Origin of the sequence: Leptospira jelokensis (assembly GCF_004769635.1) — a bacterium.
In the GTDB taxonomy this organism is placed as follows: Bacteria; Spirochaetota; Leptospiria; order Leptospirales; family Leptospiraceae; genus Leptospira_A; species Leptospira_A jelokensis.
Window position 1 is genome coordinate 46,810 of record NZ_RQGH01000014.1, and the last position, 25,823, is coordinate 72,632.

Below are 25,823 nucleotides of genomic sequence, written 5' to 3' on the forward strand. Positions count from 1 at the left end.
TCCCCTTTCAGTTAGAAAAATAGATAGAAAAGGAATTATTTTCCTTTTTTTGCTTTCGCTTTTTCTTTATTCTTTTGGTCGATTTCTGCTCTATGAGTATCACAAAGTCTGTAAAGAATGCCTGTTACCGGGTTCTTACGAGTTACTTTTGTACCACAAACGATGCATAGACCTTGCGCTCTTCTTCTTTTGTAAAGTTGTTGAACTCTCTCCGCTCCAGATGCTTTGTACTTGGAGATTTGGATTCTGAATCCTTTGAAAAGATAATTCCCAATCGACTTCTCAGGGTCTTTTTTAAGATCATCTGCAATTTTATCGATTTGTCCTGGGCCTACTTTTTGTGGTTCCATAGCTTTCTTTTTCCTTTAAACTAATTTTATATTTTTTTTGACGAAGGGAAAACCCTTGGCCTAACAAGAGTATCTCTCTTATTTCTAAATAATTCAAGATATTTTTTTTACCGAATAACAATTTTTTGATGTTTTGCGACGTTTTTTTTCTAAAACGTTTGATAGGTGATAGTTAATTTTTGATTAATTTGATTTGGATTGCTTTCGGAAAACTGGGACATGTTTCTACACAAAGTCCACATCCGGTGCAACTTGATTGTGAGAAAACTGGCAAATTTCCCTTAAATTTAACGGTTTTTTCGATGGGGCAGGTAACAAAACAAGCATTACAGGTTGGTTCTCCCGTTTTTTCATTGATGCAAAATTCTTTTAATAGCTTCGCCTTACCAAACTTTGGTGTCGTTTCGGACATTTCGTACGGTACCAGTGCCTCTTCTGGGCAGGCAGAGATACAAGGCCAGTCCGTACACAAGTGGCAAGCCTTCGCATTTGGATCAAAATGAGGGAAGGATTGGTTTTGGTTTTCTGCTGTAACAGGGAATAAGACGGCGTAAGGGCAGGCAAAAATACACTCATTACAACCTGTACACAAAGAAAAAAATTCTGAACTTGCCCCTGGTGGTAAAGACAGGGTTTGAAACATCCTCGTCTTTCGTCTCCGAACAACTGTCGGTTTAGGATTTTTCCTACTTGGGGTAGGATTGGAGCCTTTTGGAAGTGTTTCTTTTTTAGGTTTTGTGTTTCGTTGGGGTTTTGGATCTGTTTCTTCTTGCCAAACTTCTTTAATGGCCTCAGAGATTTCGTCAGCCTTAGTAAAGGTAAACTGGAAAACGGATTTAAATCCTTCTCGGAAGAGATCCTTTCGTTTCATTTAATTTGGAATTCTTTCGATTTGAGCCCCAAGCGACCGTAGTCTTGTATCAATGGATTCAAACCCCCGATCGATTTGAACGATGTTATGGATCTCACTCTGTCCTTCTGCACAAAGGGCAGCAATGATCATCGCCATACCAGCACGGATATCAGGGCTTGCCACACGTTGTCCGTACAACCTGTTGGCTCCGATCACGATGGCACGGTGTGGGTCACAAAGGATGATTTGGGCACCCATTGCGATGATATTGTCCACAAAGAAGAGCCTGGATTCAAAAAGTTTTTCATGGATGAGAACGGTTCCCTTACATTGTGTTGCCGTGACAAGGGCCACTGAGGTCATATCAGCAGGGAAACCTGGCCAAGGAGCATCATCGATTTTTGGCGTGGCTCCATGGTAGTCTGGGATGATTTCCATTTTTTGATCCGAAGGGACAAGGATTCCTGTTTCGGTGGGCCTCACTTCAATTCCTAACCTGGAATACACCATACGGATCATACGGATGTCTTCTAAATTGACATCGGTGATATGGATTTCTCCACCTGTAACGGCTGCTAGGCTAATAAAGGAACCTACTTCTAAATAGTCGGAACCGATGCGGTGTTTGAGTCCACCTTCAGGAGAGGAAAGAGAAGTTACACCTGTGATTGTTAGGTGGTTTGTGCCAATCCCTTCAATTTTGGCACCTGCTGCCACGAGGAAACGGCAAAGTCCTTGTACGTGGGGTTCGGAAGCAGCATTGCGGATGGTGGTAGTGCCTTCCGCAAAAACAGCTGCCATCACAGCGTTTTCTGTTGCTGTGACAGACGCTTCGTCGAGAAGGATGTCTTTTCCAAAAAGTCGGTCTGCTGTGATCATGTACCCATCTGGGAACACTTCAATTTTGGCACCAAGGGCTTCTAAGGCGAGGAGGTGGGTGTCCATCCGCCGCCTACCAATTTTATCTCCACCAGGTTTTGGCAAAAAGACACGTCCAGTACGTGCAAGGATTGGGCCTGCAAGAGTTACGGCTCCACGGAGCTGGGAACAAAGTTCGTACGGTAAATCCGATTTCACTGGATTTTTTTTCTGAAAGAGGTAGGATCCTTTTGTATCGAGGGAAGTGATTTCCACGCCAATATGGCGGAGGACATCCATGAGCTTTTGGACATCGGCGATTTCAGGAAGGTTTTCTAATATGACATCTCCTTCCCATAAGAGTAGAGCCCCGAGCAGAGGTAGGGCTTCGTTTTTATTCCCTTGGGGAACAATTGTCCCGTGGAGTGGATTTTTGCCGATAATTTTGAAGTAGGAAGAACTCACCTTGCTTCCATTCGACACAACGGAGATATGAGGAAAAGTAATTTATGAATTTTATGGCACAAGTCGTTTGGATTTTTCCAAAATTTGATACAATCTACATCTTTTACATCGTGCTCATGGGACTTGCTGCCTTCATTTACGTTAAGTTCATGAATTATTTGCAAAACAAACAAGCAAGTGTGGTGAACCATTGGGTGGAGTTCCAAAGGTATGCCATTGCCAGAAAATGCAACCAAGTGGAACTCAATATCCTCCGCGATTTTTATGAACATTTAAATGAAGAAGAACGGGAAATTTACCTTTTACCAGAAAATAGAAACAAACTCAAAAATGCTCTCTATCGCTATTTTTTAAAATCAAATGCCAATACAACTGAAAAGGAAGTCAATTTATTTGATAAACTCTTTCGTTCTGGTGTTGAATTTAAAAAGGAAATTTTATCTTTGAATGATTTAACCATTGGTGAAGTTGCCGCTCTTGAAGCTGATGGAAGAGAAGAACTCACCTATGTGATGCAAAAAACCTCCGATGAATTGTTGTTATCTGCAAAAGGAATCTCAAAAGATCTGCTTGTTCCAGGAAAAGAAGCAAAATTATATGTGTTTCGTCCCAGTAGTGGAGGTTACTTGTTAGATGGCAGGGTGATTCGCACCAATGATAGTGGTGTGATCTTTCATTTTAACGGGAAAATCGAAAGGAAGGGTGAATCTCATTTGATGCTTTTGGATAAAATTTCCCTTACCGTTTCACCTTGGCCACCACCAGAACAGAAAAAGGAATTAGAATTAGATAAAAACAAGTTGATGTTAAGCGAAGAAAACATTGATAAACAGTTAGAAGTATTGAAGCGGATTGCCAAAGACCAAAAAGAAAATAATGAAAAACGATTTGATATCAAAGAAACGGCAAAACCATTCATCACTCTTTCGGAACGATTGTCTGACAGAGGGATATTGTTTACATTCCCAACGGGGATCTCGCCTGAAATTTGGAAACACCAAGACCTATGGGAAGTTGGTTTTAGTTTTGAGAAAGGCCCTGAATTTCATATCCGTGCAAAGATGATGCCCACCAAACAAAAGTCTGATTTGTACCTTTTGCGTTTTGTGGATGCAGATGATACGATGCGGAAAACTTTGTATGAAGAGATCCGCAAACGTGGTGGCGTAAGAGAAGTACTGTCTTAAAGAAGTTGGTTCGATTCTACAAATAAGTTTTATAAACTTTCAGGAAAGGCACCAATCGAAGGTGTCTTTGCTTCTTTGGTTAGCAAAATCAAATCCACTTTAGGAATTTCTTTTCCTGAGGTGAGTTTTGCGCCTAGTGCTTCCCAAGACCCAGTTGTCAGTGAAAAAGATAACAAATACTCTACATTTCGTAATTCTGGCAATTGGATGAAAGGAGTCCCTCCGTGCATCACAAGGAATCGTTTGTTTGGGTATTTTTTGGCAAGACCAACAATGGATTTGATTTCAGGTTCCGAAGTGGAATCAAAAATATAGGTTGTGTATGTTTTTTGTTTGGCGATACTCCCAAAGGATTTCGACGGGAATGATTGGATTTTTTTGTTTTTTAGGAACTCTTTTAATTTCACATTTTTGACAAAGGAAATGGTTTGTTCGGGAACAATGGTCGCCGTCACAACTGATTTTGGGTAGGCACGGATCGAGTCTTCGTTGATTTCTTTTGCAAAAAATTGGGATTGGCCGAGTTTCGTATAACGATCGTTCCTTTCTTTTTCCCAAGTTGCTAAATACTCTTTTTGTTTTTGGTTCTCTTCATACATTTGAGGAGAAATCGAATTTTTGTCGTATATCCCAAGTTCTAATTTTTTACGAATTTGTTTTTGGACGGCAGACTTCAAAATATCGTGTTCTTTTCCTTCTTTGTCCACATAACGAAACTCACCTTTTTTGTAGGCGTCCATGAGTTGTGCTTTAAATTTTTTTGCTGTTTCTCCCCAACTTGTAAGCAGTACGATGTTTGCACCTGCAAGGATCGTGAGAACCCCAGGGCGATCTTTTTCATAATTTTTGGAGATCGCGTGCATTTCCATCGCGTCGGTGATGATGATTCCATCAAATTGTAGGGATTTACGTAAAACGTCTGTTAGGATGGTTTTGGAAAGTGTGGCAGGAAAGTTCGGATCAATTTTGGGATACATGATGTGTGCTGACATGACAGCCTCTGCACCACCTAATATTGATTGTTTGAACGGTACAAGTTCCAATTTTTCCAAGTCTTGTAGGCTTTTGTTGATGATGGGTAAACCTAAATGGCTATCGACGGTTGTGTCTCCATGGCCAGGAAAATGTTTGATTACTGGCAAACACCCACCAGCTCTTGCTCCTTTTTCATAAGCAACTGCCACTTCTGAAACACGATTGACGTCTGATCCAAACGAACGTGTGTTAATGACTGGATTGAGCGGGTTGTTATTGATGTCCAATACGGGAGCAAATAAAAAATTAAGACCTAAGTTTCGTAATTCGTATGATGTAACAAACCCCACAACTTCACCCCACTCTTTTTTCCCCGTTTGGCCAACTGCCATAGCCCCTGGGTAATGTGTGATCCCATCTTGGACTCGGAATACCCTTCCTCCTTCTTGGTCAGTGGAAATGAGAAATGGTGGGAGGCCATTTTCTTTTGCAGCGAGTTGTAAGTTTTCTGTGAGGGAAAGGATTTCTTCTTTTTTGCCTAAGTTTTTGCCAAATAGGATGATGCCACCTGGTTTCGTTTGTTTGATTTCATCGAGTGCTGTTTGGTCCACAGTTTTCGAAGGAATGGCAATGTGGATGGTTTGTCCTACAAGTTCCTCTTCTGTCATCGCATTGGTGATGGACCAAGCTTTTTCATCTAACCAAACTTTTCGTTCATTGGCAGCAAGTTCTGTCAGGTAAAATCCAAAACAATAAGAAGATCCAAAAAATCCAAACAAAAGGAAAAGGGAAAACGAGGTGCGTAAGAGAACTTGGTTCATAGACTATGATTATAGGTTTTAAGATACGCTTTTCTAAGACAACTACGAAAATTCTCACCATTGTATGGGATTTCATACGTCTGACTATCTAGTGGATGATTTTTATAAAAACCTAAAAGCCAGTTCAAAGTTTCAAAATATTTTTGAGGGAACAACTGTTACAAAAGTTCCAGACGATTGGTTTGTGCTCATCACAGACATCGTTGGTTCTACAAAAGCAATAGAAGAAGGACGTTATAAGGACGTAAATACAGCAGGTGGGCTCACAGCGATTGCAGTGGCGAATGTCTATGGGCATATGGATTTCCCTTTTGTGTTTGGTGGGGATGGAGTTACTTTTTTACTGCCAATCAATTTACTTTTTCCCATTCGTTCGGCCATTGCGGATACAATTTCACAAGTAAAAGCGGCCTTTGGTTTGGAGATGCGTGCAGGGATTGTGCCAGTGCAAGAATTGTATCGAGCAGGTGCAGAATTATTTTTAAGTAAGTTCAAAGCATCCGATCACTACGTGCAATGTTCTCTCTTCGGCACCGCACTCCCACTTGCAGAACAATGGATCAAGGAAGGGAAAGACGAATCCTATTTGGTTCGTGAAAATGAAAAAATCCTCCCTGCAGACTTCACTGGGTTTACATGCCGATGGAAAGACATTCCGAGTGAAAGGGGAGAGATTGTTTCGCTCATTGTGAAACCAAACCATTCAGACTTGGAAGTCTGTAAAAAAATAGTCACAAGGGTTCTCAATTTCATTCGTTCCGAATATGGAGAGGAAAAAGATTACCATCCACTCAGTCTCAATCAAATCGAATTAGACAATGGAGATCACTTACGAAAAGAAGCCGTTGCAAAGACAGGGAAACACTCTGGAATCAAATACCGCCTAACACTCATCCAAATTTGGATTGAAAGGACAGTTATGGCCCTCGCAATGAATTGGAAACTTCCCATTAAATCAGGTCATTATTCATTGGACCGGCTAAAAGAATACCAAGTGATGTCTGCCGATTTTCGAAAGTACGATGGAACGCTTAAAATGGTGATCGATGGTTCTAAAAAACATAGATTGGCATTAGAAAGTTTTTTGGAGCAGTTAGAAAGGGAAGGATTGATCCATTTTGGATTGTTTGTTTCGAATAGGTCCCTTATGACCTGTGTTTTAAAAGTTGCATCTTCTGATGAAGTGCACTTTGTAGATGGAGCTGACGGCGGTTTTGCGATGGCCGCCAAATCCCTAAAGGAAAAATTGAAAACAAGTTAAGGCAAATTCGAAAGTGATGCCTGAATGGAATTTTGAACCTTCCATTCAGGGAACGATCGAACTTTTTTTGTGTCTATTGTTGGACACAAATCAGTTTCTTTGTCGCCGAACAAATGGACTCTTGGCTTGTAATGCTTGTAGTCGATGCCATTGTCCAAGTTTGTCCGTAAAGAAAATCTGTGGGAGTGGAAGGACAATTTTGATACGTAAATCCATTACAGTTATGAAAGTATGTGAATCCGTCTCCCGGACAAGTCGGCTGACTTACTTGGGTGGCAGGAGTTAAGGTATTTGTCATCCCTGTCCAATACTGGTCTCCAACATTAGAAAAGGATCTTAATAAAACAGTTGGATCAAACCCTGCAGAACCATTGGCAATGAATAATCGAGAAAACTCATCACTGCAGTTAGAATAACCAGACGTATTACATCTATAATAATGTCGACCTGCTGTTAATACCCAATTGGCACCATTTGGTATCCTATCGTTTGTTACACTACCACCACTGTTACTGACAATTAAAGCCTTATAAGTTCCAGCGGGTACTCCGCCAGGTTTGTTATTGTTACAGGTATCATCAGCTGCAAACACTCCTTGGGCAGTCATTTCACCATTGTAACTCGATGTGGTTACAAATATTGCCTTACCTGCCGGCTCATCGTCTTCATTTATAATGCTATGGTCACTCGGGTTTGCTGCGTTTTGGTAATTGGTATCCGTATTTGCCACCATCACAAATTGGATGTCAAAGGATTGGCTTCCATCTGCAAAGGTATCATCAAGACCAGCCACGGTGAAAGTTTGTTTTTTGAGAGAACTTGCACAACCTGCATCCGAAGCATTCCCTGGTTCCACTTCACTATTCACTGGGAAAGTGATCGGAGAGGAAGTGATTGCTCCACATTCACCAGAGGCTGCTGTGCCTGCCGAATACGATTTGCAATTGATATTGATGACCACTGGCTGGGAAGGGTTATTCCCTCCCAAACAAACTGATACTGTTGCCACATTCCCTGTATTCTCTCTCGGATTTCCTGAATGCGAAATATAAAAAGCCTTTTCGTCATCTGTTGTGGCTGCATATACATCAATGGGGTCATAAGATACGCCACCAGTGGATGAAGCAGTTGTAACAGTCCAATTTTGTGTTAAATCCACAAGGATATCATCTACATGGGTTAACACAATTTGGTTTGTCCCGCTATTCTCCATAAAATTATAGTTAGATGAAGAGACAGTGGCAGTGGCAGGGACTGTCCCTTCTGTCGTATCGGAACTCGTGAGACCAATTGTCACATCCGATCCAGGAGAAGACTGTGCAATCATCCAGATGTTGGTAGTACCACCTTCGGCGGTAGACAATCGATCTCCAATGATCCCTCTCGGAGAGCCAGAAAAATTACAAGGTTGGAGTAGGTGGGTCCCATCATTGTCACAAGAACGAATGCTAAAGGTAGGTTCAGCAACTGTTGTATTGTATGTGGTATCGGTGGATGAGGCAACAAACGAAACAGTATAGTCCGCATTTCCCGTGTTTGCTGAATCAGATTTCCCTTCCACCTGAAAGGTTTGGTAGCTATTCCAATCAGTTGGTGTAAAGGTAAGGGTAGGCGTTAGAATGGTACATTTATTTCCACAATTGGAGGAAAAGGTAAGCGTAACGTTATGAGTTGGTTTTGTCCTTAGTTTCAATTGGAAGTTTGAGTATTTGGTTCCAAACTGGTTACTTTCATCCGTGGCAAATCTGTTTACCGCACCACCTGCCGCCCCAGTTGTCCCTGTTGTAGAATCAAATCGCATATAAGCATAACCAGGTACACTTTGGTCTCTGTTATAAACGACAACGTTCCTTGGTTTGATTCCATTATAATCGGCATCGGCACTGCTTGTGTTCGAAACTTCTACAGTGTATACTTTGATCCCATCGATTTCTAAGTCATCGACAGATGAGATCGTAACTTCTTGTTCTGTCGCAAAGTTGGCATTCGTAAATGTTAACGTCTTTGGATTGGCTGTCCCTTCTCGGTTGTTTGCATTCACAGAATCAAACACTTCATTGATGGGAATGGTCACATTGGCAGTGGGTGCCGTGCGGAGTCTCACCCGAAAGGTCCCATTCGTCGCAGTTGCTGATGGACCAGGTTCTTCCATCACACGTGAGATATTGGAAACGCGCACACCTGGTCCTTCGTCATCTTCGACAGAAACAGATATATCACAGGCATCTTTTCCTGTATAGGTTCCTGCCACTTCTTCCCCACTTCCATTTTTTTGTGTCATGGTTCCAAGGGCTACAGTCATCGGATCTACCTTGGCACTTCTGTCTGTGTCTTGGACTACGCTGAAAGTAAAACACTGCCTTGCTGCGACTCCATTGCCAGTAAATGTGAGTTTGGTGGGAATGGCAACATCTGGTGCAGGAAACGTTTTAAGTGATGTAACCCTTGTTCCATAATTGGATGTGATTGTGACTGGGATCTCCAAACTTCCGCTAAATGGGGCAGTTGGGTAAATACAAGTTTGGAAGGATCGGTAACCCCAAGCAGTTCCTCCGTCAGTGTCGACATCAGTTAAACCATTTTCATTGACAGTGCTAAAACTGGAATTCACATCTCCATCTTCTACGAGGGAAACCTGTTTTGTCGAAATGGTGACATCAGTGGAACAAGCGGGTGTTCCTCGATTCCCGAACGCTTGTTCAAAACGTTCACTGAGCCCAAACAAAAATGTATCACCAGCAGAAACGGAACCACTACACCCCACTAGGAGAGCTACTAAAACTATTATGTTGGTTATCAAAGATATCTGTTTCTTGGAGTTCATACGAAATTTCCCATTAGTGGTTCTTTTATTTATAGAACTACAAAAGAAGGACAATCCGTTCATGGCAATTCTATTCTCAAAATTTGGATGAAATAATAAAATATAACATGCGTTAATTTGTGTTTAGCTTTTGAGCAAACATTGTTAGTTGTAAAAAATTTTTTGCGTGATTCTACTAATTGAATGTGGCAATCATTGGTTAATTTATTGGAGGTTTGTGGAAATAAATTGCTACTCCCGTGTGCAAAGATTTATCAATTGATTTCTATACTTGGTGCAAAAGATAAGGACAGTTTGTTTTATGTTTAGAAATTTTTTCATCCTATCCTTTTCGTTTTTATTTGTTTTCCAATGCCAAACCACCACCAAACCAGAGTGGATGGAGTCGGAAGCGTTCCAAAGATTTTGTGGATGTGTCCATATCGATGAATCGAAGCCCAGCGAACATTTGGGAAGTTTGCCAGTTGGTTCGTTGGATAAATTAGGCACCCCAGATTATTTAGAAAAATTATACAAAGGCCTGCGAAGTGATTTTGAACACACAGGCACTCCGTTTGAAGAAGTAGGTGGGAGTCTTGTTGCCAAAGGAGTGGAACTCAAACGGATCGAAGACGATGAAAAACGTCTGAGGGAACTCCTCATCATCATCGACGGAGACGTGGCCTTCCCTTCTGGCAAATCAACCCTCACACCCAAAGCAAAGGAACTCATTGCAAAAGTAGGAGATGCGATGGAAGCATACCCTGAAACCAATTGTAGGATTGGTGGTCATACGGATAGTGTGGGAGCTTTTTCAATGAACTTAAAACTCAGTAAGGAAAGATCCCAATCTGTCAAAAAAGAACTAAAACTTGTCCATAAAATTGCAGAGGAACGATTTAAGGAAGTGGATGGCTATGCAGACCAATACAAAATCGTAGATACAATGTTAGCTGAGAAAAAAAATCGTAGGACAGAAATTTACGTAGGGACAGTTCGCATTGTTTATTAATCGATTCAACTTTTTTAAATTAAAATTTAGATTCAATTTGTTTTTGCACTTTGCATTTGTAATCGTGTTTGCATTTAGATTTGGTTCTTTGTCTGCCGAAGAGTCCAAACCATTTGCGCCCAATGCCGAACCAAAAAAAATCCAAACCAGTGCAGTCGATAAAGGAAACCCAGTCCAAAATCCAAATCCAACTCCAGGTGCAAATCCAGAGTCGAATGCAAATTCTAATCCAGCACCCTCTCTTTCTGAAAGAGAAGACAACCAAACTCCCATGGAAATTTTTAACAAGGTCTATGAACACAGGTTCTTGATCCGAATGGGCTCTGGGATTGGAAAATTATCACCGGCCATCTTAAATGAAACAGGGCCTGCTTGGTTCCAAAATTCACTTTTCCGACAAGTCACAGAACCTGGTGCGCCACTTTCAGTGCCATACAAACCTGCGAAAGATTTAGGCATCAACTCTCAGTTTTTTGACATTCGGTATGGTTATAAAAACAAATATGAAATCCAATACGCAGAAGATACCTCCCTTGGGGTTTATAGTCGCGACTTACCTGCTTCCAATAATTTTATTTCACCAAGAACAGACACGTATTGGGCAAGTAGTTTTGAAGGGAACCGCTTGCTTAGGTTCGAAGGGGTAAGCCAACATTTCCGTTTTTCTTATACCCATCCCATCACAAAAATATTCATGGTAGGACCATCCATCAACTTCCATCGTTATACGGAACGAAATAATATTTCTTATGGATCTTATTCGACAAGTCGGCCAGAAGCCTCTGTTCCCAATAAGGTGACTTGGTCGATTGGTGGGGATGCCAATGCTGAATATTCCATGAAAGGGATTTTGCCTGGAATTTATTCAAAACTAAAACTTCGGGATTGGTGGGAGATTCGCGGGCGATTGGAACTCCTTGACCGAAAAGGGAACTTTTCTGTGTTAGGTTCTCAAATCATCCAAGAAGTCTATGGTGATGGAACATCTAATTTCTCTGCAGTATTACCTGCCTATGGGGGAAAGGTCAGAGACAAAGGAACCATTCTCAATTTAGAAACTTCCTTCCAATACTGCCGGTTTACTTTAGACATTGGAATGATCCGCCAAGATGTAAAACGAACTTATGATACCTATTTGGGTGATACCATTGGGAATGTGCCAAGGACAGATTATTCGGCACGAAGTGTGTATATTGGTTTTTCTGAAATGTCCGCCTCAATCAAACACACGGTGACGGAATTTTATATCATGCCGGGAGTTTCTTTTTTCTACGACGAAGATAAAATCTATTAGAGTGCGGCAAAGATACTGGTTCCTTTCGTTTCCTTCCAAAGGATCAGTTCCCTTTGCCAAACATTCGTCTGCAAAACAAAATCGAATCCATAGGAATTGATTTAAAAAAGTTTGCATTTTTTGTTTTATTTCCCTATCTAAGAAGGGATGCGTTATCTGTTTGCCCTTTTTATTTTATGTTTTTTCATCGATTGTGGAAATCCTTCCGAACCCAAAAGCGATCCAAACTCGCAAACGACTGACATAAACCAAACCAAACGAATTGTTTATTTCGGAGACTCCTTAACCGCGGGGTATGGACTTCTCAATTATGAGGATGCCTGGCCTCATATACTCACAAACAAAATCAATGCAGAAGGGTATTCCTACCAAATGACCAATGCAGGAGTGTCGGGAGATACAACGAGTGGTGGCCTCGGTCGGTTAGAGTGGGTGCTCGCGGAGAAACCAAGCATATTTTTACTTGAGTTAGGTGCGAATGATATGTTACGTGGGATCAGTCCTTCTGTGACAAAAGAAAACCTAAGGACTATGATCCGCCAAATCAAATCACAATATCCAAACACCAAAATATTGTTAGTTGGTATGGTCGCAACACCCAATATGGGTAAAAAATATGCAAATGCATTCAACTCCATTTATCCTGAACTTGCGAAGGAAGAGGGTGTCCCTCTTGTCCCATTTATTTTAGAGAAAGTGGCAAGCATTCGGAAGTTGAACCAAAAAGATGGAATCCATCCCACAGAAGAAGGGCACAGACTTGTGGCAGACACTGTGTACCCTTATTTAAAACCACTCTTAGAAAAATAGGAAATCATATCATGTTACCAAGTCCATTCCCCGTCCCTCCATTCGCGAATGAGTGCAAAACGTACGCAAAAAATTCTTTTGGAGCTTCCTTCCAACATCCCTTTGTTTTAGCATTGGCAGATGGCAGCCTTGATCCCAAACTTTTTCGGTTTTACCAGATCCAAGATGCAAAATACTTAGAATCTTTTTCCGATGCCTGTGCCATCCTTTCCACAAAAGTGACTGACCCTGAGGATAAACTTTGGCTCATTGATGCAGCGAGGATGGCCCTCGTAGTAGAAGGGCAACTCCACATTGGGTATGGGAAAACCTTGGGGTACGATGCAAAGACCATAGCGGAAACAGAACCAACACCGAATAATTTAGCCTACCAAAACCACATGGTCTCCGCTGCGATGAAGGGAACTGTGCTCGAAGGGTTTTCGGCCATTGCTCCTTGCCCTTGGCTTTACATTGAACTCGGCCAACACCTCTTACGCGAAAAAGGTTCCATCCCCGAAGACCACCCCTATGCTTCTTGGCTTAAGATGTATTCTGATCCTGGGTTCAATGACTACATGACCCACCTACTTGCAAGGCTTGAAAAGTATGCCAATCTATCGGACCAAGCGACTCGGCAGAGAGCAAAGATTGTATTCCAACAAAGTTGCAATTATGAATGGATGTTCTGGGAGCAGGCTTGGACCTTACAAAACTGGCCATCCCGATAAAGGTCTGTTAGTTGGACCGAAAGGGGATGGGTTTTCGGAATGGGTAAAGGGAGTGATCCCCATTCTTATCACCTTAGAGATCTCGACTCTCATAAGGTTTTGCCGTTTCGTATCCCGATCCCTTCACGGTTGTTTGTTTTGTTTTATCCTTTTTCGACTTTTTTCCTTGCCGATTTGTCCTGATTCCAAATGATGGTTTCACAAACCTTCTGCGGGAATAGCTCAGCGGTAGAGCATCTCCTTGCCAAGGAGAGGGTCGCGGGTTCAAGTCCCGTTTCCCGCTAATGAAGGTCTTCTTCTTTTTCTTTCCACTACACTCTCTTTATTTACACTGGATATAATACGATGGAATTTACGGCTAAAAAAAATAACAACGCAACTTGTGACCTCAGCATTCAATTTAGCGCTGAAGAAGTCCGCACTGCCTACTCTAAGGCTTACAAAAATGCAGCTGAAAAAGTAAAAATCCCTGGTTTCCGACCAGGAAAAGCTCCCCTAAACATGGTGGAAAAAGTCCTTGGTGACTCTGTGATGGACGATGCTGCCAACATAATGCTCAACCAAGCTATGGCAGACCTATTTGATAAATTGGAACACAAACCAATTCGTTTGCCACAATTCCAAATGGAAACCTTTGATAAAAATACAGGTGCCAAAGCGAAAGCAACTTACGACACAAAACCTGAAGTCACCTTACCGAAGTTAAAGAAAATCAAAATCCAACCAAAAGAAATTAAAATTTCTGATGCTGACATCCAAAAAGAATTAGAAGGCATCCAAAAGAATATGGCCCGTAATTCTTTGAAAGAAGAATCTGAGCCAGTCGAAGCAGCTGACCTACTCGAAATTAATTATAAGTTTAAAGAAACTGGGAAAGAATACCCAGAGCAAAGCCAAACAGGTAAATTCCAAATGGGAGCACCTCAAAACCCTCCAGGGTTTGAATCCAACCTACTTGGAATGAAGTTAAATGAAACAAAAGAATTTACGTTCACTTACCCAGACGTGTATCCTGCTTCCCCTGAATCCGCTGGAAAATCCATCATCTATACAGTGACGGTTACGGCGATTTACAAAGTGACTTACCCTGAAATCAACGATGACTTTGCATCAGAAGTAGATGGTTCTGCCAACTTACAAGAGTTAAAAGAAAAAACAAAAAAACAACTTGTTGAAATATTTGGAAATGCGCTCACCAAACGAGCAACCGATGATGCATACAACGAAATCATCAAAGAATCTAAATTCATCATCCCTGAATCTCTCATTTTGGAAGAAACAGAAACCGTATTCAAAAATTTTATGCGTGAATTTGGCCTTCCTGTGACCTCACTCTCCGACTACGCAAAACGTCTCGGAAAGGAAGAAAAGGAAGTGAGAGAGTCCTTCTCCAAAGCGGCAGAAAAACGCATCCAAACTTACATTTTGAAGCAAAAAATCGCAGACGACTACAAAATCCAAATTTCTGACGAAGAAGTGGAGGCAGGTTACGAAAAAGAAGCCCAAGCCCAAGGAATTCCTGCCGAAACTCTCAAAAAAGAAGTCCAAAAACAGAAGGCGGAAACCTACTACCGTGACAAATTCCTGTTTGATAAAATTGACGAGTTTGTTTACGCTGAAGTAGAGAAAAAGTCGCCGAAAGCAATTTCAACGGAAGAAGCTGAGAAAATTCTTAGCGGGAAAGAAGAGTAAACTATGTCCACATTATTACCTTATGTTTCAGAACAAACTAGCCGTGGCATCGATCGCATGGATGTCTATTCCAGACTCCTTCGGGATCGGATCATTTTTTTAGGTGCTGGGATTGACGACACCTATGCCAATGCTGTTTGTGCCCAACTTTTGTTTTTAGAAGCAGAAAACCCAGACCGTGATATCTATCTCTACATCAATAGCCCAGGTGGGTATGTGAGCTCTGGCCTTGCCATTTATGACACGATGCAGCTCATCAAACCAGAAGTGAGAACCCTTTGCATCGGACAGGCATCTTCCATGGCGGCACTTTTACTTGCAGGTGGGGCGAAAGGAAAACGTTCTGCACTTCCCAATTCTCGGATTATGATGCACCAACCTTACGGTGGAGCCGGTGGGCAAGCTTCTGATATTGAAATTTCAGCAAAAGAAATCATCAAGACGAAGAACACTTTGATCGATTTATATGGTAAACACATCGGGAAACCTGCGGCGCAGATCCAAAAAGACACGGAAAGAAATTTCTTTATGAGTGCTGAGGAAGCGAAAGAATACGGTATCATTGATAACGTGATCCTAGAACGCAAACAAATGATACAAGCCTAAGGAGGGCTAAACTCCATGACCAAACGTGCAAGCCAAACAGGGAATTCCAGAGAAAAGTTACATTGTTCTTTCTGCGGAAAGGCCCAAGACGAAGTAAGAAGGCTTGTAGCAGGTCCTGGAGTTTATATCTGCGATGAGTGTATTTCCTTATGCAATGAAATCATCGCCGAAGAACCACAATCAGGTGAAAAAACTGCGATTGTAGGGGACATTCCAAAACCTACCGAAATCAAAAAAATATTAGACCAGTATGTGATTGGACAAGAACAAGCAAAAAAAGCTTTGTCCGTTGCGGTTTACAATCACTACAAACGTATCTTCCATAACGAACGTAAGGCGGGAGACGTTGAATTGGAAAAATCCAATATCATGCTCATTGGGCCAACGGGCTCTGGAAAAACCTTACTGGCACAAACTTTGGCTCGCATTTTAAAAGTTCCTTTTGCCATTGTGGATGCAACTGCTCTTACAGAAGCAGGTTATGTGGGTGAGGACGTGGAAAACATCATCCTCAAACTCATCCAAAACGCTGACAATGATGTCAAACGTGCTGAAATGGGAATCATCTACATCGATGAGATTGATAAAATTTCTCGTAAGTCTGATTCTGCTTCCATCACTCGCGATGTGAGTGGAGAAGGGGTACAACAGGCCCTTCTCAAAATCATTGAAGGGACTGTTGCGAATGTCCCTCCACAGGGTGGGCGAAAACACCCACACCAAGAATACATCCCGGTCGAAACCAAAAACATTTTATTCATCTGTGGGGGAGCTTTTGTTGGTCTCACTGATATCATCAAACAACGAGTTGGTGTAAAATCCATTGGATTCCATTCCAATGAAGCAGTGAATGACAGAGGACGTAAAATTGAAGAAGGGGAGTCCATGGTGCACCATGTGATCCCTGATGATTTAATGAAATTTGGCCTCATTCCAGAATTCATTGGACGTCTACCGATCATAGCGACTCTCGACGAACTTACCATCGAAAGTTTAAAATCGATTTTTACAGAACCAAAGAATTCCCTTCTCAAACAATACCAAAAGATGTTTGATATCGAGAATGTAAAACTCAAGTTCACTGAATCTGCCATCGAAGCCATTGCGCAAACGGCAATCAAACGAGAAAGTGGTGCTAGGGGATTACGTGCTATCGTAGAAGAAATTATGATGGAGCTCATGTTCCAAATTCCATCTCGAAAGGATGTATTGGAAGTTGTGGTGACAGACGAAACGGTTCTCAAAAAAGAAGCACCGATTACAATTCTAAAAGGGGATATCGAAAAGATCGCATAAAGTTAGTTTGTTTGTGCAGTCTGGCATCGTTCGTTTTTTCCTTTTTCTTTCGTTTGGCATTTGGTTCGTCCATTGCCAAACGACTAACCCATTCCCCGCTGACAAAATAAACGCAAAAACGAATCCAGTTGGAACTTCGATTGAATGGATCAAAATCAAAGAGACGGTTTGGGTCCACAAAAGTTTTGGAAGTTTCCAAGGGAAAATTTTTGAGTCGAATGGCCTTGTTGTTTTAACAAATCAAGGTGTTGTTATCATTGATACCGCTTGGACAGAACCACAAACAGAAGAATTGATCTTAGGGATCCAAACTAAATTTCAGAAAGACATTTTATTTCTTATCGTGACCCATGCACATGACGACCGTATGGCGGGAGTCAACCTATTCCACAAAAGAAATATCCCAGTTTATAGTACAAATTTAACGGCGAAATTGGCTAAAGAAAAAGGACTCGGAAAAACAAATCCTATCTTAGATATACAAACAAGACTTTATTCTGGGAATCATTCCGTAGAAATCTTTTTTCCAGGCCATGGGCATTCACCTGACAACATTGTTGTATGGTTGCCCGATACCCATATCCTTTTTGGAGGTTGTCTCGTGAAGGATCTCGATGCAAAAGACTTAGGGAATGTAAAAGATGCGAATTTAGTAGAATGGGAAAATGCAGTGAAACGAGTGTTAACTAGATACCCTGATGCAGAGGTTGTGGTGCCTGGTCATGGGAACTGGGGCAAGTTAGACTTATTACGCCATACGATTCGTTTACTTGTTTCGCCGAACCACTAAGATGGAAAGTTTCTCCATTGGATTTGTTAGGTTTCTTTCACGTCCCAGGGAACTCATTTTTTTCGCAATCGCAAGTAACATTTGCCGAGAGGAACTTGGTCTTAGGTCAAGTAAGTAATCCACAAACTCTTCCATAATTTCAAAGGATGTGAGTCCAAACTGAGTGAGGGTGCGGTCACTTGCCCAAACCAAATAATCACCAATTTCAATTCCATCAGCCATGGAAATGGGATGTTTGTGGTTGGGGTACCAATGGTCATCTCCACTGCCTTCAATGACTTGGATGCCATGGTCTGAAAATTGAAAAATGGGCATGTCCATATAATGCAAAAAAGACATTTTATCATCTTTGTTTTGGATCACAAAGGCAGAGAGTTTTAATTTGAGAAATGCAAATTGGTGGAGAGCAAATTTTAATTTGGTTAATAACTCTTCAGTTGAAAACAATCCATCCCCAAAGGAAGATACGATTCCGTGGATAAAAACTTTTTCGGAAGATTCCAAAATCCCGGGTTCCATATGACCTGCGATGATACCAAATAAACCATCTTTTGCACGAACAATCCGAATGTAGTCAGCTCCCGCATAACGCATAACAGATGGGAATACAGCTACGTCAAATCCTTGGATGTTTGGGATTTTAATATCGGGGATCTGTTTGTTTACGGAAGAGGCTTGGGTTGTTTTCCAATCAAATTTGTTTTCAAATTGTTCCTCGCCGAGGCCTTCTTCCCCTTGCAAAAGGGTAAACATCACGGATTTATAAATTTTGTATTCATCTGAATTTCGGTTTAGGTTGCGAATGTCTTTTGGGACTTCGTTTTCGCTGTCTTGGATATGGAAGATGATGTGTAGGATGTATTGGTATAAAAATCCAAGAAAATAATATACGATAAAACTAATACACAATGCCAAAAGAAAAGAACTGTAAATTCCAACCAGATTGAAGTTTAAAGTGTTTTCCCCTTTGGGATTTTGCCAATGGGTGAAGGTAAACTCAGCAAATAAAAAGTGAATGAAAAAAAATAGAAAACTAATGATGCCAAGGAGGAAAGGTAGTTTGACTCGGTAACTCATTTTGAATCTGTAACTTCCAATAATTTCATCATCAGGGCAGATAAAAAGAATAAAAAACTCAGTGGAACTAGCAACATAAGCATAGAAAATACATCAGGCCCTGGAGATAGGACAGCCGATACGACTGCGATGATAAGGACTGCTTCTCTCCATCGCGAGATAAGAAAACGTGAAGATAGGATTCCAATCCTTCCAAGTAAAATAAGGACAATTGGTAGTTGGAACGAAGCCCCAAAGACTAGGTGCAAATTAAAAAACAAATCGTAATACTCATCGATGGGTAGGTAAGGGTCCACACCATCTGGCCTAAGAACCACAAGGAAAACTCGTAAAAAATTTTCAAAAACCGTAAACCAACAGAGGGCAAGTCCTGACCAAAAGAGTAAGGTAGAAAACAAGATGATGAATTTTCCCCATTTTTCCGTCCTTGGGTCCACCGCTGGAGCAATGAATCCCCAAAGGATATAAAGCAAAAAAGGAAGGGAAACAAGAACCGATAGAATGAGGGAGGTTTTCAAATAAATGAGAAACGGGGCCATCAGTTGGATCTGAAAGAAATGGGCATCAGGTCCGAGTACAGATTTGTAGGGTTGGATGAGAAAACTGTGGATCTCAGAACCAAAATACAGTGTCGCAATCATAAAAACCGAGACAACTAAAATGGAATGGATCAGCCGTTGCCGGAGCTCCTCGAGATGGTCACCCAGGGACATATACTTTTCCCTGGTTTCCGAATCCTCTGGCAGTGGCAGTGCGGTTCTATTTTTTTTTGCCAATGGGATGGACTAAGCTTTTTTCTTTTTTGTGGATTTGGAATTGGACTCGGAATTCTTTTTTGGTTCTTCTACAGGAAAACTGGTTTGTGTAGGTTCCTCGTCTTGGCCTGTGAGAGACTTTCGGAATTCTTTGATCCCCGAACCCAAGTCCTTAGCGAGACTTGGCAATCGTTTTCCACCAAAAAAAAGTAAGGCTAAAAAAACGATGAGTGCAATCTCCCATGGTCCTAAATTAAAAAAAGCAATAGGTGCTTGAAAAGAAAACGGATTGGATGGCATATTTCCCTCTTAAGGCAAGAGTTATGCAAACGAATCTGGAAGCAAGCGGAATGATAGAATTCTTTAAGGTCTTGCCAAACCTATTTTCGGGTGGAGTGTATCTCACAGACCCAAAATCCGGCCATATTTTATTTTCAAATGAATTTTTTAAGGACAACCTTGGCTGCCAAAAACCTGGGATCAATTGCCTGGAATCGGATTTACTCGCTTGGGTAATTCCTGAGGACAAAGAAACCTTTCAAGAACAAATCCTTTCCATGCAGAAATGGAACGACCGGGACCAAATCGTTGGTGACTTCAGGTTCCAAATGCCAAATGAAACTCTTGTTCGGTGGTTCCAATTTGAAAAAAGAAAAGTGAACATTCCTGGAATGGATTCATCATTACACATTGTTTTCGTTCGGGATGTAACAAACGAAAAAACCAATGAAATTAATATCGTTGAACAAATTCAATTTTTCTTGGGTCTCTTTGAAAACGCATCTGTAGGTATGGCCTTACAAGACTGGGAAGGTGGATACTTCCGGATCAACCCAAGGTTTACTGAAATCACAGGTTATAGTTTCCAAAATTTAACAGACTTAAACATCAAAAGGATCAAAGGGGAAACAATCTCTGATGAGGAGATGGAATACTTTAGTTTTTTCAAAGAAGGGGCAGAAGAATCAAGGCTCACTCGAAAAGATGGAAGGAGGATCAACGTTTACCGAAGGATCAGTGCATTTCGTAACTCACAAGGCAAACCTGATTTTTATTATGTATTTTTGGATGATGTAACAGAAAAAAAACAATTGGAATCATACCAACTCCATTCTCAAAAAATGGAAACCATCGGTAGCCTTGCGACCAATATTGCACATGATTTAAACAATTATCTGCAACCAATCCATGTGTTTTCGCAACTTGGCAAAGAACAAATAACCAGTGGAAAATTTAATGAAAACCAGGTATTGGATTATTTAGAAAAAATCCGATTGGGTGCAGATAACGCTCGTTCTATGATCCACAGAATCATCCATTATTCCAAAACAAAAAACGAACATTCTGTAACAAAAATTGATATCTCTTCCGTTGTAGAATCGACAATCCCACTCCTTGTCTCTGGTTTACCTAAGAATGTAGAAGCCCAATTTGATTTTTATAAATCTCCCCTGATTACAAAAGTGGATGCAGTCCAGTTTTCAAAAATATTATGTGAACTCACCTCTGGTGGGATTTTGGTTTGGGATGATCGGAAACGGGGGCTTGTGCAAATCCAAACAAAACCTTCCGATGAAGTGCGTTTGCTTGTAAGTTTAGAATTTACTGGTTTGTCTTTACCTAGTTTGTCTGAACTCACCACACTTGATTTAGCGAATTTTAGTGATGAAGACTTCCAATGGACTGGGATCCATTTGATCAATCGGTATGTGAAAAACTGGGGAGGAGAGTTTTATTTAGACAAACCCGATCCCATGACCTTAAAAGTTTTTATATACCTGCCTTTGGAAGAGTCATTATCGGTTCTGAATTCTTTTCCAACTGGTACGGAATCCAAACCCAAAGATGTTTGGTCAGAAATTGCAAAAAAAGAAATTTGGGTTGTGGAAGATGATGAAGCGGCCAGTGAAGCCATTAACTTTGTATTATCACAAAAACAACTCAAACCTAAGTTATTTGGGACATCATCTTCCGCACTACTAAACCTAAACCAAAAAATTCCAGATTTTGTTTTGTCTGATTATCGTTTGAGAGAAATGAGTGGCTTAGTATTGATTCGTAAAATCAAACAATTGAATCCTAATCTTGCAGCAGTATTGTACACTGGAAATTTGGATGGATTGGATGCAGAAGAACTTTTAAAAGAAGGGATATTGGTTCGATCGAAACCAATATCCATCGATGAATTGTATGAATCGATTTTGTTATCGTTTGGATTTCTTTGATTTTTTAACTTCTTCAGCACCTGTAGTGTCTTTTATGAATTGGATCATTTCTTTTTCGATCAGGGCCTTGTCTGTTTTCACATATTTAGAAAGTAGAACATGGGCTCCTTCTTCAATCTTTAAGAGACGATTTTTGGGATTGGCATTTTTCCCTGATTGGATTTTATCAAACACGGCAAACATGGCATCGATTGAGGCAACAAAGTCATGTTCTCTTTCTGATTTATAATAATACATTAGTAAAGTCGGAGCACTTACTTTTGGATATGGATTTTCTTTATCCATAAACCGTTTGAGATCTAAGATATTTTGAATGGCACCATAATACTGGTCCAAATACCAATACTTCGCAGACTCATCTTTTGGATCTGTTTTGGAAATTCGAATTTCACCTTTGATGGAATCGATAAACGATTTGCCCCAATAAAATCGGAAGAGATGAGCTGAAGGATCATCAAAATCATAAAACGGTGATGCCAAAATTAAACTATCAACAAGATCCGGATGTTTGGCAGCAAGGTAAGTGGCAATGTTTCCACCCATACTTGTTCCAATAACAACTGTTTTCTGTCCAAGTTCCTTTGAATACAGTAGACTATCTTCTGCATCTTGTAAGTATTTTTGAAACGGGGTATTGAGTTGGTCTTCGATATTGGTTCCGTGTCCTGGAAGGCGCACATAATATGTATTTGCTCCGAAGTATTCACTTAGTTTGTTTGTGACTTCTTCTCCTTCTCCACGGCTTGCTCCAAATCCATGAATGTACAAAATGGCAATGGGAGTTGGTTCTTCAGAAACTCTTAACAAAAGCTCTTCATTGTTAGGTTTTGTGTTTTCCTTTTTACTGATTTCTAATTCGTTTTGGTAAAAGGCGTCAAAATTTTCAAATTTGCGAGTGGAATCATAATTGTATTCACCAGTAGACCATTTGTAAGTGGATAGGAGAAAGGAAGATAGAATGAGAGTGATGGCAGTCACCCATTTGATAATTAATCTCATCGAGGTTCTCTTGTTACGAAAGGTAAATAATACAAATATTGGAATTCTGTTACTAATTCAAGTCAATTTGTTTGTTTTCTGTCACAAATCGAATCCAAACCTTTCGTTATGGACTTTCCCAGTCCCTGATGAGGCCAAAACAATCGCTGTGTATGGAATGATTCAAAATCCTTTTGGCAATGAGGTTTCCATTCTTTCCCTCGAAAGTAACCAATACAAAACTGTAGAATTCCATACAATGGAAATTGATAAGGAAGGAATCAAACGCATGAGAAGGATAGATTTTCCTATTTTGTTACAACCAAATGAAAGGATCCAAATGGAAAGGGGAGGAACCCATCTCATGTTACTTGATAAACAGAATGGAAACGAAAATTTGATGATCACCATTCAATATTCAAATGGGAAACTAGAAACGAAAAGAGTAGAGAAAAAATCATTATGAAACAGAACCAACACCAAATTTTATTTGCCTTTATCATTTTTGTTTTTGGTATTTTTCACTGTGGCTCGGGAGTTGAGCTCACAGAACTTCCAATAGGTGGGAATATCGAGGCCAAAGATAAATCTGGAATAAATGTAAATTTGAAATCCTTTCCTGAACCAGTGTTACTTGTTTTTTTTGGTTATACCTATTGTCCTGATTTTTGTCCCAATACTCTTGCCAAAATCAAAGCGGCAACTGAAGGTTTTACAGAGTTAGAAAAAAAACAGTTTCGGGTTGTGTTTGTTTCGATAGACCCCGAAAGAGATTCTACCGAAACAACAACAAAGTATGTGCAGTTTTACATACAAAATGCCGTTGGTTATAGTTTTGATATGGCTACAACAAACCAAATTGTAAAACAATACGCCGCCTATGTTGAAAAAACAAAAGACGGTTTATCGTTTGATCATTCTACTTATCTTTATGTTTTGGACTCCAATCGAAAGACTCGTAAACTGATTAAATCAACCGATGAAAAAGAAGTAATTTCGAAAACCATACGCGCATTAAGCGGCGATTCCGTTCAATCGAAGTAAAGCTTCAATGTCTGGGTCTTTACCGTAAAAATCACGGAAAAGGTTCATGGCATTGGCAGATCCACCTTTTTCTAAAACTGTTTTACGGAAATGGGCGGCATGCTCCAAATCAAATACACCTTTATCAACAAAAGAATAAAAAGCATTGGCAGACAGTAGTTCTGCCCATTTGTAAGAATAATACCCTGCCGCATAACCTCCAGCAAAGATATGGGTGAATGAGTTTTGGAATTTGTTGTAAGCAGGTGGAGTGACGACGGCAATTTCTTTTCTAACCTGATTCAAGATTTCTTGAACTCTTGTTTGTGAAGGTTTTTCCATATGGACTAACATATCAAATTTTGCAAATTCTAACTGTCTTACCACACCCATCGCCGACATAAAGTTTTTTGCTTTTACCATTGTTTCGATATAAGAATTAGGAATTGGTTCTTTCGTTTGGTAATGTTTTGCGAAAAGTTGTAATACCTTTGGTTCATACACAAAGTTTTCCAAAAATTGAGAAGGGAATTCCACAGCATCCCATTCCACACCATTCACACCACTGACAAAGGCTTCTTTGACTTTGGAAAGTAAGTGGTGGAGGGCATGACCCAATTCATGGAAGAGGGTGACTACATCACTTGGACGGAGTAAACTTGGTTGTGACTCTGTTGCTTTTGGAAAACTAGCAACCACAAAAGCAATGGGAAGTTCTGTTTTGCCAGTCTCATCTTGGAAATGGGGTTTCCAGTTGTGCATCCAAGCCCCACCTTTTTTTTCGCTCCGCACTTCTAAATCCAAATACAACCGGGATCGTGTTTCCCCTTCTACAACAAGATCATAACAAAGAACAGACGGTTCCCAAACATTCGTTTGAATTTGTTTGAAGGTTACTCCTAACAACTTCTCTAAAAATTGAAAGGTACCTTGTAAGACAGTCTCTTTTTCTAGATAAGGACGATAGATTTCTTCGTCGTAGGAAAAAGATTCTTTTTTTATCTTTTCGGAATAGTAGGTGAGGTCCCAAGGTTCAATTTGATTTTGGCCTAATGATTTTGCAAACGACTTGATTGCTTCGTATTCTTTTTCTGCGATGGGTTTTGCTTTTTCTGCCAAATGGTTTAGGAAGGAGATCACTTCTTCAGGAGTGTCTGCCACTTTTGTCGCCAAACTCAAATGGGCATAGGTTTCAAACCCTAAAAGTTTTGCCTCCTTGTCTCTCAATCCCAAAATTTTTTCAATGAGCTCTCCATTTTCCGGTGCCCTTGTGATATATGCATCATACAACTCTTTTCGTATGTTTCTATTTTCCCCATAAGTCATATAAGCAATGTAAGATGGAAAATGAAGAGTGAATTTGTATGTTCCGTCTGGTTGTTTTGCCGAGTTTTTATCACTTTCTGGAATTCCTATTACATCTTCTTCCTTTACTTGAAGGGCAAATGCGTTTGTTGCATTCAAAACGTTTTGAGAAAACTGATTGGTTAAATCAGACAATTGAATCCGGATGTTTTTTAGTTCTTCTTTCGTTCTTTGGTCAAGTCCAACTCCTGATAAACGAAAGTCTCTTATTTCGTTTTGCAAAACCTTTGATTGTTCTGGGTTTAAAGTTTTGTCTGTGGATTGGATTTGTAACAAGGCGGCAAAGATGGTTTCGTTTTGCCCGAGGTCCGTGTAATACTCACTTAGTTTTGGTAAAATTCTACTGTAGATGGTTTGGCTTTCTTCGCTATTTTTGACTGAGTTGAGATGAGAAAGTTCGGTAACCAGATCACCAAGTTCTGTTTGGATCCTTTGGTAAGGCTTTAAAAAGTTTTGAAAGGTAAAGTTGTTTTGTCCGAGTAGTGACTCTAAAAATTCTTTGTTAGACTCCATCTTTTCTAAAATGGACGATTCTTTTTTTAATAGATTATCTGAATGAAATTCGGGAAACATCGGCACCTCGTACGAATTAGACTCGATTTCGAATCCTTAAAAGC

Annotated in this window: 23 protein-coding genes and 1 tRNA gene; 14 read left to right on the top strand and 10 right to left on the bottom strand. The window is 40.4% G+C overall.

The window, feature by feature from the left end; genetic code table 11:
• Nucleotides 1-35 precede the first annotated feature (35 nt).
• From EHQ62_RS07390 to murA, 3 genes are all read right to left on the bottom strand, one after another.
• On the bottom strand, nucleotides 36-350 hold the full coding sequence (locus EHQ62_RS07390; RefSeq protein ID WP_015678495.1) for an LIC10235 family protein: 315 nt from the start codon (nucleotides 348-350) through the stop codon (nucleotides 36-38).
• A gap of 172 nt (nucleotides 351-522) precedes the next feature.
• Nucleotides 523-1,221: a 4Fe-4S dicluster domain-containing protein gene (locus EHQ62_RS07395; RefSeq protein ID WP_135641558.1), complete on the bottom strand. Its 699-nt coding sequence runs from the start codon at nucleotides 1,219-1,221 to the stop codon at nucleotides 523-525.
• The gene (gene murA / locus EHQ62_RS07400; RefSeq protein ID WP_135641559.1) at nucleotides 1,222-2,526 is read right to left on the bottom strand and encodes a UDP-N-acetylglucosamine 1-carboxyvinyltransferase; all 1,305 of its coding nucleotides are present in this window, start codon (nucleotides 2,524-2,526) and stop codon (nucleotides 1,222-1,224) included.
• Nucleotides 2,527-2,570: 44 nt separating this feature from the next.
• On the opposite strand from murA, the gene EHQ62_RS07405 reads away from it, so the two are divergent.
• The gene (locus tag EHQ62_RS07405) at nucleotides 2,571-3,713 is read left to right on the top strand and encodes a hypothetical protein (RefSeq protein ID WP_135641560.1); all 1,143 of its coding nucleotides are present in this window, start codon (nucleotides 2,571-2,573) and stop codon (nucleotides 3,711-3,713) included.
• A 29-nt stretch (nucleotides 3,714-3,742) separates the two neighbouring features.
• Here the strand turns inward: EHQ62_RS07405 and EHQ62_RS07410 are convergent, their stop codons facing one another.
• Nucleotides 3,743-5,509, bottom strand: coding sequence for a glycoside hydrolase family 3 protein (locus EHQ62_RS07410; protein ID WP_135641561.1), 1,767 nt, complete (start codon nucleotides 5,507-5,509; stop codon nucleotides 3,743-3,745).
• Between the two features lie 91 nt (nucleotides 5,510-5,600).
• On the opposite strand from EHQ62_RS07410, the gene EHQ62_RS07415 reads away from it, so the two are divergent.
• Nucleotides 5,601-6,770 carry a DUF3095 domain-containing protein gene (locus EHQ62_RS07415; RefSeq protein ID WP_135641706.1) on the top strand — a complete coding sequence of 390 codons (1,170 nt, stop codon included), beginning with the start codon at nucleotides 5,601-5,603 and terminating at the stop codon, nucleotides 6,768-6,770.
• Nucleotides 6,771-6,843: 73 nt separating this feature from the next.
• Here EHQ62_RS07415 and EHQ62_RS07420 read toward each other — a convergent pair whose 3' ends face one another.
• Nucleotides 6,844-9,594 (bottom strand): hypothetical protein, encoded by a 2,751-nt coding sequence (locus tag EHQ62_RS07420; protein ID WP_135641562.1) that lies wholly within the window; start codon nucleotides 9,592-9,594, stop codon nucleotides 6,844-6,846.
• 301 nt (nucleotides 9,595-9,895) lie between these two features.
• Here EHQ62_RS07420 and EHQ62_RS07425 point away from each other — a divergent pair, with 301 nt between their 5' ends.
• From EHQ62_RS07425 to bla, 9 genes are all read left to right on the top strand, one after another.
• Complete coding sequence (locus tag EHQ62_RS07425; protein WP_135641563.1) at nucleotides 9,896-10,585, top strand: OmpA family protein; 690 nt, start codon at nucleotides 9,896-9,898, stop codon at nucleotides 10,583-10,585.
• Nucleotides 10,575-11,879: a hypothetical protein gene (locus tag EHQ62_RS07430; RefSeq protein WP_425269533.1), complete on the top strand. Its 1,305-nt coding sequence runs from the start codon at nucleotides 10,575-10,577 to the stop codon at nucleotides 11,877-11,879. The genes EHQ62_RS07425 and EHQ62_RS07430 overlap by 11 nt, the downstream gene beginning before the upstream one ends.
• A 147-nt stretch (nucleotides 11,880-12,026) precedes the next feature.
• Nucleotides 12,027-12,689 carry an arylesterase gene (locus tag EHQ62_RS07435; RefSeq protein ID WP_135641564.1) on the top strand — a complete coding sequence of 221 codons (663 nt, stop codon included), beginning with the start codon at nucleotides 12,027-12,029 and terminating at the stop codon, nucleotides 12,687-12,689.
• Nucleotides 12,690-12,700: 11 nt separating this feature from the next.
• Nucleotides 12,701-13,399, top strand: a complete 699-nt coding sequence (locus EHQ62_RS07440; protein WP_135641565.1) for a TenA family protein — start codon at nucleotides 12,701-12,703, stop codon at nucleotides 13,397-13,399.
• Nucleotides 13,400-13,610: 211 nt separating this feature from the next.
• A tRNA-Gly gene (locus EHQ62_RS07445) sits at nucleotides 13,611-13,682 on the top strand.
• A 62-nt stretch (nucleotides 13,683-13,744) separates the two neighbouring features.
• Nucleotides 13,745-15,091: a trigger factor gene (tig, locus tag EHQ62_RS07450; RefSeq protein WP_135641566.1), complete on the top strand. Its 1,347-nt coding sequence runs from the start codon at nucleotides 13,745-13,747 to the stop codon at nucleotides 15,089-15,091.
• A 3-nt stretch (nucleotides 15,092-15,094) separates the two neighbouring features.
• A complete protein-coding gene (locus EHQ62_RS07455; protein WP_015678494.1) occupies nucleotides 15,095-15,697 on the top strand; it encodes an ATP-dependent Clp protease proteolytic subunit in 603 nt (200 codons plus the stop codon).
• 15 nt (nucleotides 15,698-15,712) lie between these two features.
• On the top strand, nucleotides 15,713-16,993 hold the full coding sequence (gene clpX, locus EHQ62_RS07460; protein ID WP_135641567.1) for an ATP-dependent Clp protease ATP-binding subunit ClpX: 1,281 nt from the start codon (nucleotides 15,713-15,715) through the stop codon (nucleotides 16,991-16,993).
• A gap of 13 nt (nucleotides 16,994-17,006) precedes the next feature.
• Nucleotides 17,007-17,783, top strand: coding sequence for a subclass B1 metallo-beta-lactamase (gene bla / locus EHQ62_RS07465; protein ID WP_244241681.1), 777 nt, complete (start codon nucleotides 17,007-17,009; stop codon nucleotides 17,781-17,783).
• On the opposite strand, the gene rktP is transcribed toward bla, so the two are convergent.
• From rktP to EHQ62_RS07480, 3 genes are all read right to left on the bottom strand, one after another.
• Nucleotides 17,760-18,860 carry an Arg-Lys translocation region protein phosphatase RktP gene (gene rktP, locus EHQ62_RS07470; RefSeq protein ID WP_135641569.1) on the bottom strand — a complete coding sequence of 367 codons (1,101 nt, stop codon included), beginning with the start codon at nucleotides 18,858-18,860 and terminating at the stop codon, nucleotides 17,760-17,762. The genes bla and rktP overlap by 24 nt on opposite strands.
• Complete coding sequence (gene tatC / locus EHQ62_RS07475) at nucleotides 18,857-19,573, bottom strand: twin-arginine translocase subunit TatC (RefSeq protein ID WP_135641570.1); 717 nt, start codon at nucleotides 19,571-19,573, stop codon at nucleotides 18,857-18,859. Before tatC ends, rktP begins: the two co-directional genes overlap by 4 nt.
• Before the next feature lie 72 nt (nucleotides 19,574-19,645).
• On the bottom strand, nucleotides 19,646-19,915 hold the full coding sequence (locus EHQ62_RS07480; RefSeq protein WP_135641571.1) for a Sec-independent protein translocase subunit TatA/TatB: 270 nt from the start codon (nucleotides 19,913-19,915) through the stop codon (nucleotides 19,646-19,648).
• A gap of 23 nt (nucleotides 19,916-19,938) precedes the next feature.
• Between EHQ62_RS07480 and EHQ62_RS07485 the strand changes: the two genes are divergently transcribed.
• On the top strand, nucleotides 19,939-21,840 hold the full coding sequence (locus EHQ62_RS07485; protein ID WP_135641572.1) for a hybrid sensor histidine kinase/response regulator: 1,902 nt from the start codon (nucleotides 19,939-19,941) through the stop codon (nucleotides 21,838-21,840).
• On the opposite strand, the gene EHQ62_RS07490 is transcribed toward EHQ62_RS07485, so the two are convergent.
• Nucleotides 21,820-22,839 (bottom strand): alpha/beta hydrolase, encoded by a 1,020-nt coding sequence (locus EHQ62_RS07490; protein ID WP_135641573.1) that lies wholly within the window; start codon nucleotides 22,837-22,839, stop codon nucleotides 21,820-21,822. The genes EHQ62_RS07485 and EHQ62_RS07490 overlap by 21 nt on opposite strands.
• Here EHQ62_RS07490 and EHQ62_RS07495 point away from each other — a divergent pair.
• Nucleotides 22,808-23,284, top strand: a complete 477-nt coding sequence (locus EHQ62_RS07495) for a copper chaperone PCu(A)C (RefSeq protein ID WP_244241682.1) — start codon at nucleotides 22,808-22,810, stop codon at nucleotides 23,282-23,284. The two genes, EHQ62_RS07490 and EHQ62_RS07495, sit on opposite strands and share 32 nt — an antisense overlap.
• Complete coding sequence (locus tag EHQ62_RS07500; protein ID WP_135641574.1) at nucleotides 23,281-23,862, top strand: SCO family protein; 582 nt, start codon at nucleotides 23,281-23,283, stop codon at nucleotides 23,860-23,862. The genes EHQ62_RS07495 and EHQ62_RS07500 overlap by 4 nt, the downstream gene beginning before the upstream one ends.
• Here EHQ62_RS07500 and EHQ62_RS07505 read toward each other — a convergent pair.
• Complete coding sequence (locus tag EHQ62_RS07505) at nucleotides 23,833-25,779, bottom strand: M3 family metallopeptidase (RefSeq protein ID WP_135641575.1); 1,947 nt, start codon at nucleotides 25,777-25,779, stop codon at nucleotides 23,833-23,835. The two genes, EHQ62_RS07500 and EHQ62_RS07505, sit on opposite strands and share 30 nt — an antisense overlap.
• Nucleotides 25,780-25,823: the final 44 nt, after the last annotated feature.

Bases quoted from the DNA above. Each gene is read 5' to 3' on its own strand.
- EHQ62_RS07490 (WP_135641573.1), bottom strand. From the start codon at position 22,839: ATGAGATTAATTATCAAATGGGTGACTGCCATCACTCTCATTCTATCT.
- EHQ62_RS07420 (WP_135641562.1), bottom strand. From the start codon at position 9,594: ATGAACTCCAAGAAACAGATATCTTTGATAACCAACATAATAGTTTTA.
- EHQ62_RS07410 (WP_135641561.1), bottom strand. From the start codon at position 5,509: ATGAACCAAGTTCTCTTACGCACCTCGTTTTCCCTTTTCCTTTTGTTT.
- EHQ62_RS07495 (WP_244241682.1), top strand. From the start codon at position 22,808: ATGGCAGTCACCCATTTGATAATTAATCTCATCGAGGTTCTCTTGTTA.
- EHQ62_RS07435 (WP_135641564.1), top strand. From the start codon at position 12,027: ATGCGTTATCTGTTTGCCCTTTTTATTTTATGTTTTTTCATCGATTGT.
- EHQ62_RS07390 (WP_015678495.1), bottom strand. From the start codon at position 350: ATGGAACCACAAAAAGTAGGCCCAGGACAAATCGATAAAATTGCAGAT.
- EHQ62_RS07480 (WP_135641571.1), bottom strand. From the start codon at position 19,915: ATGCCATCCAATCCGTTTTCTTTTCAAGCACCTATTGCTTTTTTTAAT.
- EHQ62_RS07425 (WP_135641563.1), top strand. From the start codon at position 9,896: ATGTTTAGAAATTTTTTCATCCTATCCTTTTCGTTTTTATTTGTTTTC.
- EHQ62_RS07455 (WP_015678494.1), top strand. From the start codon at position 15,095: ATGTCCACATTATTACCTTATGTTTCAGAACAAACTAGCCGTGGCATC.
- EHQ62_RS07395 (WP_135641558.1), bottom strand. From the start codon at position 1,221: ATGAAACGAAAGGATCTCTTCCGAGAAGGATTTAAATCCGTTTTCCAG.
- EHQ62_RS07405 (WP_135641560.1), top strand. From the start codon at position 2,571: ATGAATTTTATGGCACAAGTCGTTTGGATTTTTCCAAAATTTGATACA.
- tatC (WP_135641570.1), bottom strand. From the start codon at position 19,573: ATGTCCCTGGGTGACCATCTCGAGGAGCTCCGGCAACGGCTGATCCAT.
- rktP (WP_135641569.1), bottom strand. From the start codon at position 18,860: ATGAGTTACCGAGTCAAACTACCTTTCCTCCTTGGCATCATTAGTTTT.
- tig (WP_135641566.1), top strand. From the start codon at position 13,745: ATGGAATTTACGGCTAAAAAAAATAACAACGCAACTTGTGACCTCAGC.
- EHQ62_RS07440 (WP_135641565.1), top strand. From the start codon at position 12,701: ATGTTACCAAGTCCATTCCCCGTCCCTCCATTCGCGAATGAGTGCAAA.
- EHQ62_RS07500 (WP_135641574.1), top strand. From the start codon at position 23,281: ATGAAACAGAACCAACACCAAATTTTATTTGCCTTTATCATTTTTGTT.
- EHQ62_RS07485 (WP_135641572.1), top strand. From the start codon at position 19,939: ATGCAAACGAATCTGGAAGCAAGCGGAATGATAGAATTCTTTAAGGTC.
- EHQ62_RS07505 (WP_135641575.1), bottom strand. From the start codon at position 25,779: ATGTTTCCCGAATTTCATTCAGATAATCTATTAAAAAAAGAATCGTCC.
- clpX (WP_135641567.1), top strand. From the start codon at position 15,713: ATGACCAAACGTGCAAGCCAAACAGGGAATTCCAGAGAAAAGTTACAT.